This is a genomic window from Mediterraneibacter torques (assembly GCF_044591705.1).
GTDB classification, from domain to species: Bacteria; Bacillota; Clostridia; order Lachnospirales; family Lachnospiraceae; genus Mediterraneibacter; species Mediterraneibacter torques.
This window is the reverse complement of sequence record NZ_CP172594.1, coordinates 2,656,932-2,669,775: the sequence shown is the minus strand read 5'-3', so window position 1 is coordinate 2,669,775 and position 12,844 is coordinate 2,656,932. Positions and strand designations below refer to the sequence as shown.

Below are 12,844 nucleotides of genomic sequence, written 5' to 3'. Positions count from 1 at the left end.
CCGTATAAAGAAAAGGACTTTCAGGAAGTAAGAAAAACCTTTTCATAGAGGATTGAATCAGGTATACTAGAATTTGGAGGAAAATAAGTCCATGCCGAGTGATAAAGAACAAAAAAAATCGCCCGAAGAAGAGGCGGAAGAGAAGAAATATTCTTTTTTACAAGAAAAGATAAAAGGGAAACAGGGCAGCAGGGAAACGCTTATAAAACAATTTATCCGAATTGCGATCTATGGTCTGATATTGGGGATGTTTGCCTGCTTAGGTTTTTTTGCGCTTAAACCGTGGATGCAGCAATGGTTTGCGGGAAATGCAAAGACTGTGATGATCCCCGAAGATGAACAGGCAGCGGAAGATTCTGAGAAAAATCAAGAGGGAAAAGAAGATCCTGCGCTCGATGCGGAAAGTTATGAAGAGATGACCGCCGGGTTGAATGAACGTGTAAAAGAGGCGAGAAAAAGTATTGTTTCTGTATCTTCTGTATCTGAAAAGGCAGACTGGGACGGAGAGATGACAGGAATTTTGCAGAGTGTTACAGGTGTTATCGCCGGAGATAACGGTCGGGAATTTTTGATTATCGCCGACAGTTCGATCTGCACAGGCGCTTCTGCATGGAGAGTGACAATTTCCGATGGAAAAAGCTTCGATGCAGCGCTGAAAAAGGTCGATAATAACAGAAAGATAGCAGTGTTCGGCATCGGGAAACATGTCGTAGATGAGGATGACAGCGGATTGATCAAAGTAGCCGTTTTAGGTAATTCAAAGAAAGTGGCGCAGGGAGATGCAGTGATCGCTCTCGGAAATATATTTGGATATGCAGACGGAATGTCTTACGGCGTTGTCAGCGCATCGAATTATAAGGCGACATTTTTCGACGGAGAATGCGCAGTGATCGCGACAGACATTCCGGCAGAGGAACAAGGAACAGGCATGTTGTTTAACATGGATGGCGAAGTGGTAGGGATGATTTCTTCATCCGTATGGAACGACACAGGAAAAAATGTTGTGAATGCATATGGAATTTCAGATTTGAAGCCGATTATAGAATTGCTCATCAATGGGAAAAGCGTTCCATATATCGGAATTTACGGAACAACGGTGACGGAGCAGCTTGCAGAAGAACATAAAATGCCGTCAGGTATTTATGTGGCAGATGTTGATCCGGATTCACCGGCGATGGCGGCGGGAATACAAATCGGAGATATTATATGTGAAGCATCGGGAGAAGAGATAAAGGATATTGCCGCATACCAAAACATTGTGATAGGCTCGTCTGTAGGAGAAACGATGGAGTTTGTCGGAAAACGGCTCGGTTCAGACGGATATGTCAATATAAAATTTTCTGTCGTGACCACAGAAAAAGAAGAAGTTAAATAAAGAAGCGGGAATGAGAAAATAAGAAAAGAAGAAGTTTGGTAAGAAGCAGGAATGAGAAAATAGGAAAAGAAGAAGTTCAGTAAAAAGCGGGAATGAGAAAATAAGAAAAGAAGAAGTTCAGTAAGAAGCAGGAATGAGAAAATAAGAAAAGAAGAAGTTCAGTAAGAAGCAGGAATGAGAAAATAAGAAAAGAAGAAGTTCAGTAAAAAAGCAGGAATGAAAAAATAAGAAAACAGATTAAAAGAAATAGAACATAGAGAAATAAAGAAAAAATAGAAAGAGGAATAGCGAGACATGAGATATATCAGTGGGTTACATGAAGGAGAAACAATCAGAAATATTTATCTGTGTAAGGGAAAACGTTCGGCTGAAACAAGAAACGGAAAACCATATGACAACGTGCTTTTGCAGGATAAGACAGGAACGCTTGACGGAAAAGTATGGGACCCGAATTCGCAGGGGATTGCGGACTATGATGAAAAAGATTTTATAGAAGTATATGGAGAAGTGATCAATTATAACGGAAATCTGCAGATTAATATAAAACAGATCCGCAAAGCCGGTGAAGAGGAATACAACCCGGCAGATTACATGCCTACCACAGAGAAAAGCGTTGACGGGATGTATGAACAGCTGACAGAGTTTATCCGTCACATTTCCAATCCGTATCTGAAAAGTCTGTTAGAATATTTCTTTGTGAACGATCAGGAATTTATTAAAAAATTCCGGTCACATTCTGCAGCGAAAACGGTACACCACGGATTTTCGGGAGGACTGCTGGAACATACGTTGAGCGTACTTCGGATGTGCGAATATTTTGCCGGATCATATGGAATTTTAAACAAAGATCTTCTGTTGACAGCGGCAATGTGCCATGACATCGGAAAAACAAGGGAACTTTCGTCATTTCCGGACAATGATTATACAGATGAAGGACAGTTGATAGGGCATATTGTGATCGGAGTGGAAATGCTCGACGAGGCAATCAGGACAATACCGGATTTTCCGGTTCGCCTTGCAAATGAATTGAAACACTGTATTATCGCCCACCACGGAGAGTTGGAATACGGTTCTCCGAAAAAACCGGCGCTTGCGGAGGCGGTAGCGTTGAATCTTGCGGATAATGCAGATGCAAAAATGCAGACTTTGACGGAAATATTTAAAGGGAAAACAGGTACAGACTGGTTAGGATTTAACCGATTGTTCGATTCTAATTTGCGCAGAACGTCAGGAGCGTAAACAGAAAAAGCCGATTGTAGGCGGCGGATAGATCGTAACTATACGGTGTTTCCGGTGGGGAAATATGTGCGCAGATGCGGATGTGCAAAAAATGCAGGAAAACAGAAAGAAAAGGGAAGATATGTGTATGCAGAAAAATGATACTGTAGTTGTTGAAATCACGGATATCGGTGTCAACGGAGAAGGAATCGGAAAGATAGACGGATATACGCTGTTCATAAAAGACGCTGTAATAGGAGATGTTGCAGAAGTTAAAGTGATCAAGGCTAAGAAAAATTACGGATATGCCCGATTGATAAACGTGCTTGAACCGTCAAACAGCCGGGTTGAACCTAAGTGTCCTTTCGCAAGAAAATGCGGGGGTTGTCAGATTCAGGAAATGTCCTATGAAAAGCAGCTTGAGTTTAAAGAAAGAAAAGTCAGGGGAAATCTTGAACGGATCGGCGGTTTTTCATCTGAACTTTTGGAATGTACAAAAGAGCCGATCATTGGGATGGAAACTCCGTTTTATTATAGAAATAAGGCGCAGTTTCCGTTTGGAACAGACAAAGAAGGAAATCCCGTAACAGGATTTTACGCAGGCCGTACACATGACATTATAGCAAATACAAACTGCATTCTCGGTGCAGCGGTAAATGAACATATTTTAGAGAGCATTCTTGATTTTATGAAAAAATATAAGATCCGTTCCTATGATGAAAAAACAGGAACGGGTCTGTTTCGTCATGTGCTGCTTCGTTATGGATTTACGACAAAAGAAATCATGGTGTGTTTTGTTGTGAATAAAGATAAAGCGGATAAAAGCGGAGAATGGTTTCCGCATCAGAAAGAGTTGGTGGAAGAGCTTGCTAAAATTGACGGAATGACGAGTATAACGGCAAGTCCCAACACAAAGCGAACAAACGTAATTATGGGAGATACGTTTGAGGTGCTTTGGGGGCAAGGATATATTACAGACTATATCGGCTCAGTGAAATATCAGATTTCTCCTTTGTCGTTTTATCAAGTAAACCCGGTACAGACGGAAAAATTATACTCTCAGGCGCTTGAATATGCAGGCTTAAAAGGAGATGAAACGGTTTGGGATTTGTACTGCGGTATCGGAACAATTTCTTTGTTTCTTGCGCAGAAGGCAAAACAGGTTTACGGCGTGGAAATCGTGCCCCCTGCGATTGATGATGCAAGAGAAAACGCACTGTTAAACGGAATAGAAAACGCACAGTTTTTTGTGGGAAAATCTGAAGAAATCCTTCCGAAATACTATAAAGATTATGAAGAACAGCACGGAGGAGAAAAGGCACACGCGGATGTGATCGTCGTAGATCCGCCTCGGAAAGGGTGCGACGCTGAATTGTTGGAAACGATTCTTAAGATGCAGCCGGAGAGGATTGTTTATGTAAGCTGCGATTCCGCAACATTGGCAAGAGATCTGAAAATATTGTGCGAAGGGGCACAGGAAGACGAAAAAACAGCAGGGTATCAGATTGAGAAATGGAGAGCGGTTGATCAATTTCCGATGACGACACATGTGGAGACTATTGTGTTGATACAAAAGAAAAACTCGTAGAAATCCTTTATTTTAGGCACTTTGCGAAACATTTTACCTTTACTTCAGAGGGCAAAAATTCACGCAATAAACACCTAAAAAACTATTTTGATGTTTCAGTGGTAATAGATATCGGGTATGGGAACACAAACGAAAAATAAAGGTTTTTTGAAATATATTTATCTATGTAGTGTCCACCTTGCTACAAAAATGTAGGCGACATTCATTTGTATAAGGGCAGATAAGCGTATCATTAGAAATAGTGGTACGCTTATTTTTATACTTCTATTACACATTTGAGTACCCTGACCGTTTTTCTATATAATGAAATCAAGAACGGAGGTGCTGACAATGAGAGAAATAAAATACCACGCATATCTGGATAGTGAGGAAAGAACAATTCTTTTACATAGCCTTGTGGAATTGAAAAATCAACTTATTCAGCAAGGCAGATATACAGACTGTGTTGACGAGCTGATTGTCAAAGTCATAAACGCCCCTGTGAAGAAACTAAAAGTATTGGTGTAGGAGGTTGTGATGTATGACAAAGATTTTGCCGAGCTTGTGAAAATTGCAGCGGAGAAATTAAAAGAAGATACCGTTTATAAAATGCTCACACGCAGCGAGGATTATCAAAAAGAAAGCGACGAAAGGGATAAGGCGGAACGAAACTATGAACAACTTGATTTGACAATGGAACAGAGAAAGGTCTGTGATGTTTTTTTAGATTACAGAGATAGGCAGAGCTTGGAATACTCTGATTATTCCTATTTGACGAACAGCTCTTCAACTCTTGTTTCGCGGTTAGATATTTGCTTGAAAAAGCAAATACCACAGAGCAAGCGCTTAATCTGTTAATGCAGTTACCTATTGCATCAAATTATAATATTTTGATTGCAGACAAAAGAGGTAAAATGGTGGTAGTTGAATGTACGCCGAATATAAAGAAAATCGGTGAAGCAAAAAGCGTTGACGATGGTTACTTGGTATGTACGGTTAATAGTTTTATTTCAGACAAACTTAAGCCTTATGATTTTGCTAAGGGAGATGATTATCATTCCTATACAAGATATTCTGTTGTTATGGATAATTGCATTAACAATGTAAAAAACAATGACCCTGTTGTTGAAACTCAAAAACTGTTAAAAGGTGAATATGGTTTTATGTGTCAATACGATGATGAGCCAGACTTTGAAACAATATGGAGTTCTATATTTGATTTGTCAAATTTAATGATTTATCGTGCAGAAGGTGACCCCAGAAGGAAGAAATTTATAACCGATAAAAGATTGCACAATATCGTAATAGGAAGAAAAGATGCTGAAAAATGAATGGATACGCTGTCCTGTTTGCGGTAGTAAAACTCGTGATAGGCTTAGAGAGGATACAGTATTGAAAAACTATCCCCTCTACTGTCCGAAATGTAAGCAGGACACTTTGGTAAATGCAAAGGAACTATATATAACCGTCATTAAAGAGCCAGACGCACAGACGCAGAGCCAATGAAATTGTGAGTAACCACGATCATTTGCTCTGTGTTTTCAATGAAACCTCGTCTAAAATCTTGACAGTGTAAAGATTTTAGAATATAATATAGACACTGTAAAGATTGGAGGTTGTGTATGGAAAAGAAGCCTTATCATCATAAAAATTTGAAAAATGATTTGATAGAAAAAGGAATTGAATTGGTAAATAAGAATGGAATAAATCAACTTTCTCTCCGTAAGGTGGCACAAGCTTGTGGTGTAAGTCACGCTGCACCATATAGTCATTTTTCTAACAAGGAAGAATTGCTTCAAGAAATGCAATTACATATTACGAAAAAGTTTACAGAAGTACTCGAAAATACAGTTTCCCAATATAGAGGGACACCTATTTTTTTATTGGAATTTGGCAAAGCATATATTTCCTTTTTTATAAGCCATCCGCAATATTTTAACTTTCTTTTTCAGCAAGGAAATATACAAATTGATTTGAATATTGATAGTGGTAGAGAAAGTAATTATCAGCCCTTTGCGATTTACAAAGAACAGGTGTTGAAATTACTTGCCGATACAAATATGACACAAAGCAAAAAAGAAGATTTGATAGTTGCATTATTTGCTTATGTGCAAGGTCTTACGACTCTTGCAACGATGGAGAATGTTCATTACGCATACAAATGGGAAGATAAACTGACAGATTTAATTGGAATATTTAGTTGTGAGTTTTAGGAGAATTTATGGTTGGAATTTATTTAAGTGGTACGGGTAATACAAAATATTGCATTGAAAAGTTGGTATCTCTTATTCATTCATCTGCAAAAGCTATTCCTATGGAAAGCCCTGAAGCTATTTCAGCAATTCAACAAAACGAAGAGATTTACATAGGGTATCCTACACAGTTTTCTAATGCTCCATATATGGTGCGTGACTTTATTAAAAAGAATGCTGACATCTGGAAAAATAAGAAAATACTGTGCATTGCGACAATGGGGGCTTTTAGTGGTGATGGTGCGGGCTGCACGACAAGAATGTTAAAAAGATACGGGGCAACTATTTTGGGTGGAATACATATTCATATGCCAGACTCTGTTTGTGATAGCAAGTTATTAAAAAAGACAATGGATGAAAATCGTTGTATTATAGCACAGGCAGATAGAAAAATCGAGGAAGTGGCTTTGCAGATTATAAATGGAGATTATCCACAAGAAGGTATTACGCTAGTTTCACATATCATCGGATTATTGGGACAAAGGCTTTGGTTTTATAAAAAAACAAAAGGTTATTCCAATAAGTTAAAGATTAACAATAATTGCATTGGTTGCGGAAAATGTGTTTCTATATGCCCAATGAAAAATCTTATTTTACGAAATAAGAAAGTTGTGTCGAATGATCGCTGTACAATGTGTTATCGCTGTATTAGCTTATGCCCCCAAAAGGCAATAACTCTTTTAGGAAATGAAGTTGTAGAACAATATAGAATAGAGGATTATAGATAATTTATGAAATCAGAATGGATAATGTGTCCAATATGTGGCAATAAAACCCGTGACAAAATCAGGGAAGATACAGAATTGAAAAACTTCCCCCTTTATTGTCCGAAATGTAAACAGGAAAGTTTAATTGATGCAAAGAACTTGCAAATAACTGTCATCAAAGAGCCAGACGCAAAGACGCAGAGCCGATGAAGTTGAGAAATGTTTCACAGTTCATCGGCTCTGTTACTACTTTTATGCTTGATTTTATTGTCTGTCACAGGGGATAGAAGTTGTTTTCATTTTCTGTTCGGCAATAGTTAAACTTTTATGCAAAGGGATTGCCATAAATACTGTAATAAGTGCAGAGAGAACATCGGCAATCGGCTGTGCGTATAAAATACCGTTTAATCCCCATATAAATGGAAAAATTAAGATAACGGGAATGAAGCAGATACCTTGTCGGCAAGCCCCAAGAATAAACCCTTCTTTTCCTTTTCCAAGAGCAAGGAATAAAGAGGAATATACCGTATAGTATCCAAACAGCATAAATGTAATACCGTTTATTCTTAAAGAGGAAGCCCCAATGTGAATCATTTCTGTGTTTCCGGTTGTAAACTGTGAAACAATAGTCGTAGAAAACAGACTGAATAATAACCCTACGATTACACAGAAAATAGTTGACCATAAGATGGAAATTTTGATTGCAGTACGCAGACGATCAAATTTTTTCGCCCCATAACTATAACCTGCAATCGGTTGAAAGCCTTTGATAAAACCAAATACTGTTAAGCTGCCCATAGATATAAGACGAGTAACAACACCCATTCCTGCTATGGCTGAATCGCCGTAATTACCTGCGGCATTGTTTATTAGAGAGATAGAAATACTTGTCAATAATTGAAATACAAGTGTCGGAACGCCAATTTTGAAAATTTCAGATAAAATTTCGTTAGAAAAAGTACAGTCCTTTATTCTAAACTGAAAAGCACTTTTTTGTCTGAAAATATAAAATAGATACACAAGAGTAGATACTACCTGAGAAATTGCTGTGGCAATAGCAGCTCCTGCAACACCAAAATTAAAAGTGTATATAAATAATGGATCTAAACCGATATTGAGGATTGCACCTAACAACAAGGCACACATTGTAGTTTTTGCAGCTCCTTCACTTGTCACGATATTGTTCATTGTGACATTAAAAACATTGAAAATGCAGGAAACAATGTAAATACTGGCATAGGTAGCTGCATAAGGAAGGACACTTTCTGTTGCACCTAAAAGTCTTAGAATGGGTTTCAAAAAGAGGATTGATAAAACAATCATAATTGCACCAACAACAAGACTGCTATATAGTGCAGTGCTTGCCACTTTGTTTGCCTGATCCTTATTTCTTTGTCCTAACAGTCGAGAAATGTAGGATGCTGCCCCATTACCAAAAAGTAATCCTAAGCCAACGACTACTTGACCGAGTGGATACACAACCGAGATGGCAGCCATTTGACTTTCGCCTAATCCGCCTACGAAATAGGCGTCAACGAGATTGTATAAGGCGTTGATGAGCATACCAATCATTGTTGGAATACCCATAGCTAAAAGGGCTTTTGGGATTGGAGCATTGCCCAATAACTCCAATTTTCTGTTTTGATTGTCCATAGTGTTCTTTCTCCTTTCACTTGACAAATAGAATAAAATATACTACTATAAATTATAGTAGTTGAAACGCAAATGGTATTCTACTATAATTTATAGTAGTTGTCAAGAGAGTAAAGGAGGAAATTGATATGGCGACCATTGACTTAATTGTTTTGGGAATGTTAAAGAAAGAACCTCTGAGTGCGTATGACCTTCAAAAGTTGGTAGAGTACCGCAATATTTCAAAATGGGTAAAAATTAGTACCCCGTCCATTTATAAAAAGGTTATCCAGTTGGAGGAAAAAGGATATATTTCAAGTCATATTGAAAGAGAGGGCAAAATGCCAGAAAAATCAGTGTATTCTTTAACTGAAAAAGGGAAACGGCAGTTTGAAAAATTGATGCTTGAAATATCCTGTAAGCCGATAAACATTTTTTTAGATTTTAATGCTGTCATTGTAAATCTGGACAGTATGCCCAGAGAAAGACAGCAAGAATGTCTGGATAATATTGAGAGCAGTATGGAGGTATTGAAAAAATATCTGGAAGAAAATATTGCTTTGAAAAAAAGTAAAGAAGATATTCCTGTTACGGGTATGGCAGTTTTACAGCAACAATACACATTGGCAGAGGCAATAGAGGAGTGGATTGCTTCATTAAAAAAAGAAATCAATTCGTAAAAGTGCATGGTAGGAACAAAAGAGATGCTGTTATTTTTTAGTTTGGATTGTAATGAGATTGTAAGAAGTGGTTGCTATACTGAACTTACAAAATAAAAAATACAAATTTGGAGGTTTTCAATATGGCAATACTTGAAACAAAAGATTTACGAAAGATATACGGAAGCGGAGAAAACGAAGTCCATGCTTTGGATGGGGTATCCATTTCCGTAGAGGAAGGCGAATTTGTTGCTGTTATCGGTACATCAGGCAGCGGTAAATCCACTCTCTTAAATATGATTGGTGGGTTAGACCGCCCTACTTCTGGTAGTGTTACTATCCGAGGAAAAGAACTTTTGAAAATGAAGGACGAGGAATTGACAATTTTCCGCCGCAGAAATATCGGCTTTGTATTTCAGAATTACAATCTGCTTCCTGTTCTCAATGTTTATGAGAATATTGTGTACCCTATTGAGATCGACGGTGGCAAGACCGATACAAGATTTGTAAAAGAGATTATCCATACTCTTGGCTTAGAACAAAAGCTTAAAAATATGCCGAATAATCTTTCAGGCGGTCAGCAACAGAGGGTTGCGATTGCCCGTGCCCTTGCGACAAAGCCTGCCATTATCCTTGCGGATGAGCCGACGGGAAATCTGGACTCAAAAACAAGTATGGATGTTATTTTGCTGATGCAATCGATCAGCCGTCAGTTCCACCAAACCACCATTATGATCACGCACAATGAGGAAATCGCTCAAATGGCAGACCGTACAATCCGCATTGAGGATGGCAAGGTTGTTTCGGGAGGTGTCAGATATGCACGCTAACCGAAATAAAAAAGCAGTTAAGAGAGTGGAAAAGGGAATGATGAAAGCAAACCGTATTCGTAACCTGTTTGCGGTGTTTGCGATCGTTCTCACTACCTTTATGATTACAACTGTGTTTAGTTTGGGCATTAACTATATGGAAAATATGAAGTTAATGCAGGTGCGTACCGCAGGCACAACCGCTAATGCGTCCCTTGCGATGCCGACAGAAAAGCAGGAACAGCAGATTAAGAATTTGGAATATGTTAAAACTGTCGGTACGCAGTATATGGTCGGCTCGGTTGCTGAGAAGAACGACGAGGGGCGTGATCTTTCTATCGCACTTTCGTATTACGACCCTACGGAATGGGAAAAACACTATAAAGAAACAATCAAAGATATAGAAGGGAAATATCCTTCAGATGAAAATGAAATTATGCTGTCAGAGGATGCTCTTTCACAGCTTGGAATGAAAGAGCCGAAGCTGAATATGGAAATTCCTCTGTCCTATTATGATAAAAACGGTCAGCAGGAAAAAAATTTCACATTAAGCGGATGGTTTCATTCCTATACAGGTACGGGAATGGGCTTTGTTTCCGAAGCGTATTGCAAAAATGCAGGTTATACAATGGCAGAGGACGGCGTTCTTTCTTTGTCGCTGAATAAAATGCCCGATGATTTTTATCGTATTCAAAAAGATGTGGAGCTTAACGAAAATCAATCTTTCGGCGGTGCGGTTTCCATGAAATCATCAAGCGGTTCAGTTATCGCAATGGTAATTCTATTGGTATTCTTTATCATTGGCAGCGGCTATCTGCTTATTTACAATGTTTTGTATATATCCATTTCAAAGGATACCCGTTTTTACGGTTTGATGAAAACGCTTGGAACAACGCAAAAACAGATTAAATCACTGGTAAAAAATCAGGCAGTTAAGTTTGCCTGCATTGGTATCCCGATTGGTATTGTGTTAGCCACTGCTGTTTCCTTTGGAATTGTTCCCTTTGTTTTGAACGAGGGCTTTGAACAGGGCAAGTCGATGATGGATGCCGAAGTGTTTTTCCATCCATCTATCTATATTCTGTCCATTCTCTTTTCGGCGGTAACTGTTTGGATTGCCTGCAATGCTCCTGCAAAAGCGGCTGCAAAAATTTCGCCAATAGAAGCATTGAAGTTTCAGAATTTTGCACCGAAGAAAACAAAAAGCAGAAATTCCACTAATGGTGGCAAGCTGCATGTGATGGCATTTCATAATGTGTTCCGTGACAAAAAGCGGGCTATCCTTGTGTTTATGTCCTTATTTATGGGAATTACTATGATTTTAGGTGTAAATGGAGTTATAAGCAGTATGTCGGCTGAGAACTTTATTAAGGAATACATGGATTATAACTTTGAATACAATGATATTCAATTTGAACAGCCTGAGCAACTCAACAAGGAAGTACCTCAATTCGACGAACATTTTGTGGAACAGATTAAGCAAATCGACGGTGTTGAAAATGTAGATATTCAAAAGACAGTCTGGGCAGGTATTGACTTTGATGAAACCGCTTTAGAAGGCTTTATGAAAATCCAATATGAGGATAGTAGATATAAATCCAAAGGGCAGTCCTATGAACAAATGATAGAGGCACTTAAAGGGTATGCTGATGCCGGTGACTACGGCTGCTATATTACAACACTTCCAGACGACAGGGTACTGGAAGAATACAATGCAGAGCATTCTGATACGCCTATTGACATGGAAGCATTTAAGCGTGGCGAAACAGCGATTGCAGGAAAAGATACCGAATATAACGCTCCTAATACCGCTTTAGTGGGTGAAACATTGACACTAACTGCCGACAGTACAGACGGCAAGGCAACTGATTTCAAAATTGGCGGAGCTTTTTACTATGATGATTATGATAATACTCTTTCAGAAGGTATTGGCAGACGCAAGGACATTCAAATTGTGCCGAATATCATCTTTGTCAGCGAAGCGGGTATGGAACGACTGACGAAAGAACCGATCATTTCGGCAATCGGTGTTGACATTAAGAATTTCAACGATTTAGAGCGAATTGACAGCGAATTACAGGCGATCAACAGTACCTTGACTGGATCAGAATGGCAACTTAGATCTTCTGTTAATCAGAAAGAACTATTTGAACAGATGAACTACTCTTTAAGCTTGTTGGGGAACGGTGCCGCAATTCTGCTCATTGTCATTGGTTTGATTAACTTTGTCAATGTAATGCTGACGGGTGTGGTGGCAAGGAAAAATGAATTTGCCATTATGGAAAGTATCGGAACAACGAAAAAGCAGATTATGAAGATACTTACTTTAGAAGGCGGTATTTATGCTCTGATTTCTACTCTGCTGATTATGACTTTTGGCAATGCGTTCCTAATGTTGGTGGCAGATGCAGTTCCGCATATGGCAAACTATGCAGTATTTAAATACCCTGTTGCTCTTGTCATCGGTTTGATTGCAGCAATCTTTGTAATTTGTTTAAGTGTTCCTGCCATTGTTCACAAGGCAACTTCTGATGAAACGGTCATTGAAAGACTGCACAATTTTGAGAATTAAATGAGGTTGCGGGACGGACGCAGCGTTGCTGCGTCTGTTCCTGCAATTTTGCA

The 12,844-nt window shown here is 38.7% G+C and carries 14 protein-coding genes; 13 read left to right on the top strand and 1 reads right to left on the bottom strand.

The window, feature by feature from the left end; all coding sequences use genetic code 11:
- Window positions 1-91 precede the first annotated feature (91 nt).
- The 10 genes from ACH9UM_RS12465 (at window position 92) to ACH9UM_RS12420 (ending at window position 7,329) form a co-directional block, all read left to right on the top strand.
- Window positions 92-1,375 (top strand): S1C family serine protease, encoded by a 1,284-nt coding sequence (locus ACH9UM_RS12465; RefSeq protein WP_009243502.1) that lies wholly within the window; start codon window positions 92-94, stop codon window positions 1,373-1,375.
- Window positions 1,376-1,669: 294 nt separating this feature from the next.
- Window positions 1,670-2,614 carry a 3'-5' exoribonuclease YhaM family protein gene (locus ACH9UM_RS12460; RefSeq protein ID WP_004848334.1) on the top strand — a complete coding sequence of 315 codons (945 nt, stop codon included), beginning with the start codon at window positions 1,670-1,672 and terminating at the stop codon, window positions 2,612-2,614.
- A gap of 64 nt (window positions 2,615-2,678) precedes the next feature.
- Window positions 2,679-4,181: a 23S rRNA (uracil(1939)-C(5))-methyltransferase RlmD gene (gene rlmD, locus ACH9UM_RS12455; protein WP_118188689.1), complete on the top strand. Its 1,503-nt coding sequence runs from the start codon at window positions 2,679-2,681 to the stop codon at window positions 4,179-4,181.
- A gap of 330 nt (window positions 4,182-4,511) precedes the next feature.
- The gene (locus tag ACH9UM_RS12450) at window positions 4,512-4,688 is read left to right on the top strand and encodes a hypothetical protein (RefSeq protein ID WP_009243494.1); all 177 of its coding nucleotides are present in this window, start codon (window positions 4,512-4,514) and stop codon (window positions 4,686-4,688) included.
- 9 nt (window positions 4,689-4,697) lie between these two features.
- Entirely contained in the window at window positions 4,698-5,018 is a 321-nt protein-coding gene (locus tag ACH9UM_RS12445; protein ID WP_009243493.1) for a hypothetical protein, read from the top strand.
- Entirely contained in the window at window positions 4,973-5,491 is a 519-nt protein-coding gene (locus ACH9UM_RS12440; protein WP_083804896.1) for a carcinine hydrolase/isopenicillin-N N-acyltransferase family protein, read from the top strand. The genes ACH9UM_RS12445 and ACH9UM_RS12440 overlap by 46 nt, the downstream gene beginning before the upstream one ends.
- Complete coding sequence (locus tag ACH9UM_RS12435; protein WP_022003227.1) at window positions 5,478-5,666, top strand: cysteine-rich KTR domain-containing protein; 189 nt, start codon at window positions 5,478-5,480, stop codon at window positions 5,664-5,666. The genes ACH9UM_RS12440 and ACH9UM_RS12435 overlap by 14 nt, the downstream gene beginning before the upstream one ends.
- A gap of 116 nt (window positions 5,667-5,782) precedes the next feature.
- On the top strand, window positions 5,783-6,373 hold the full coding sequence (locus ACH9UM_RS12430) for a TetR/AcrR family transcriptional regulator (protein ID WP_009243490.1): 591 nt from the start codon (window positions 5,783-5,785) through the stop codon (window positions 6,371-6,373).
- 8 nt (window positions 6,374-6,381) lie between these two features.
- On the top strand, window positions 6,382-7,140 hold the full coding sequence (locus tag ACH9UM_RS12425; protein ID WP_009243489.1) for an EFR1 family ferrodoxin: 759 nt from the start codon (window positions 6,382-6,384) through the stop codon (window positions 7,138-7,140).
- 3 nt (window positions 7,141-7,143) lie between these two features.
- The gene (locus tag ACH9UM_RS12420; RefSeq protein WP_044953282.1) at window positions 7,144-7,329 is read left to right on the top strand and encodes a cysteine-rich KTR domain-containing protein; all 186 of its coding nucleotides are present in this window, start codon (window positions 7,144-7,146) and stop codon (window positions 7,327-7,329) included.
- A gap of 54 nt (window positions 7,330-7,383) precedes the next feature.
- Here the strand turns inward: ACH9UM_RS12420 and ACH9UM_RS12415 are convergent, their stop codons facing one another.
- A complete protein-coding gene (locus ACH9UM_RS12415; RefSeq protein WP_022003228.1) occupies window positions 7,384-8,772 on the bottom strand; it encodes an MATE family efflux transporter in 1,389 nt (462 codons plus the stop codon).
- 128 nt (window positions 8,773-8,900) lie between these two features.
- Between ACH9UM_RS12415 and ACH9UM_RS12410 the strand changes: the two genes are divergently transcribed.
- The 3 genes from ACH9UM_RS12410 (at window position 8,901) to ACH9UM_RS12400 (ending at window position 12,791) form a co-directional block, all read left to right on the top strand.
- Window positions 8,901-9,431 (top strand): PadR family transcriptional regulator, encoded by a 531-nt coding sequence (locus ACH9UM_RS12410; RefSeq protein WP_009243487.1) that lies wholly within the window; start codon window positions 8,901-8,903, stop codon window positions 9,429-9,431.
- Between the two features lie 122 nt (window positions 9,432-9,553).
- Window positions 9,554-10,240, top strand: a complete 687-nt coding sequence (locus tag ACH9UM_RS12405) for an ABC transporter ATP-binding protein (protein ID WP_009243486.1) — start codon at window positions 9,554-9,556, stop codon at window positions 10,238-10,240.
- Complete coding sequence (locus ACH9UM_RS12400; RefSeq protein ID WP_009243485.1) at window positions 10,230-12,791, top strand: ABC transporter permease; 2,562 nt, start codon at window positions 10,230-10,232, stop codon at window positions 12,789-12,791. Before ACH9UM_RS12405 ends, ACH9UM_RS12400 begins: the two co-directional genes overlap by 11 nt.
- Window positions 12,792-12,844 lie beyond the last annotated feature (53 nt).

Coding starts and splice junctions, on each gene's coding strand:
- ACH9UM_RS12465 (WP_009243502.1), top strand. CDS start 92: ATGCCGAGTGATAAAGAACAAAAAAAATCGCCCGAAGAAGAGGCGGAA.
- ACH9UM_RS12460 (WP_004848334.1), top strand. CDS start 1,670: ATGAGATATATCAGTGGGTTACATGAAGGAGAAACAATCAGAAATATT.
- rlmD (WP_118188689.1), top strand. CDS start 2,679: ATGTGCGCAGATGCGGATGTGCAAAAAATGCAGGAAAACAGAAAGAAA.
- ACH9UM_RS12450 (WP_009243494.1), top strand. CDS start 4,512: ATGAGAGAAATAAAATACCACGCATATCTGGATAGTGAGGAAAGAACA.
- ACH9UM_RS12445 (WP_009243493.1), top strand. CDS start 4,698: ATGTATGACAAAGATTTTGCCGAGCTTGTGAAAATTGCAGCGGAGAAA.
- ACH9UM_RS12435 (WP_022003227.1), top strand. CDS start 5,478: ATGCTGAAAAATGAATGGATACGCTGTCCTGTTTGCGGTAGTAAAACT.
- ACH9UM_RS12430 (WP_009243490.1), top strand. CDS start 5,783: ATGGAAAAGAAGCCTTATCATCATAAAAATTTGAAAAATGATTTGATA.
- ACH9UM_RS12425 (WP_009243489.1), top strand. CDS start 6,382: ATGGTTGGAATTTATTTAAGTGGTACGGGTAATACAAAATATTGCATT.
- ACH9UM_RS12420 (WP_044953282.1), top strand. CDS start 7,144: ATGAAATCAGAATGGATAATGTGTCCAATATGTGGCAATAAAACCCGT.
- ACH9UM_RS12415 (WP_022003228.1), bottom strand. CDS start 8,772: ATGGACAATCAAAACAGAAAATTGGAGTTATTGGGCAATGCTCCAATC.
- ACH9UM_RS12410 (WP_009243487.1), top strand. CDS start 8,901: ATGGCGACCATTGACTTAATTGTTTTGGGAATGTTAAAGAAAGAACCT.
- ACH9UM_RS12405 (WP_009243486.1), top strand. CDS start 9,554: ATGGCAATACTTGAAACAAAAGATTTACGAAAGATATACGGAAGCGGA.
- ACH9UM_RS12400 (WP_009243485.1), top strand. CDS start 10,230: ATGCACGCTAACCGAAATAAAAAAGCAGTTAAGAGAGTGGAAAAGGGA.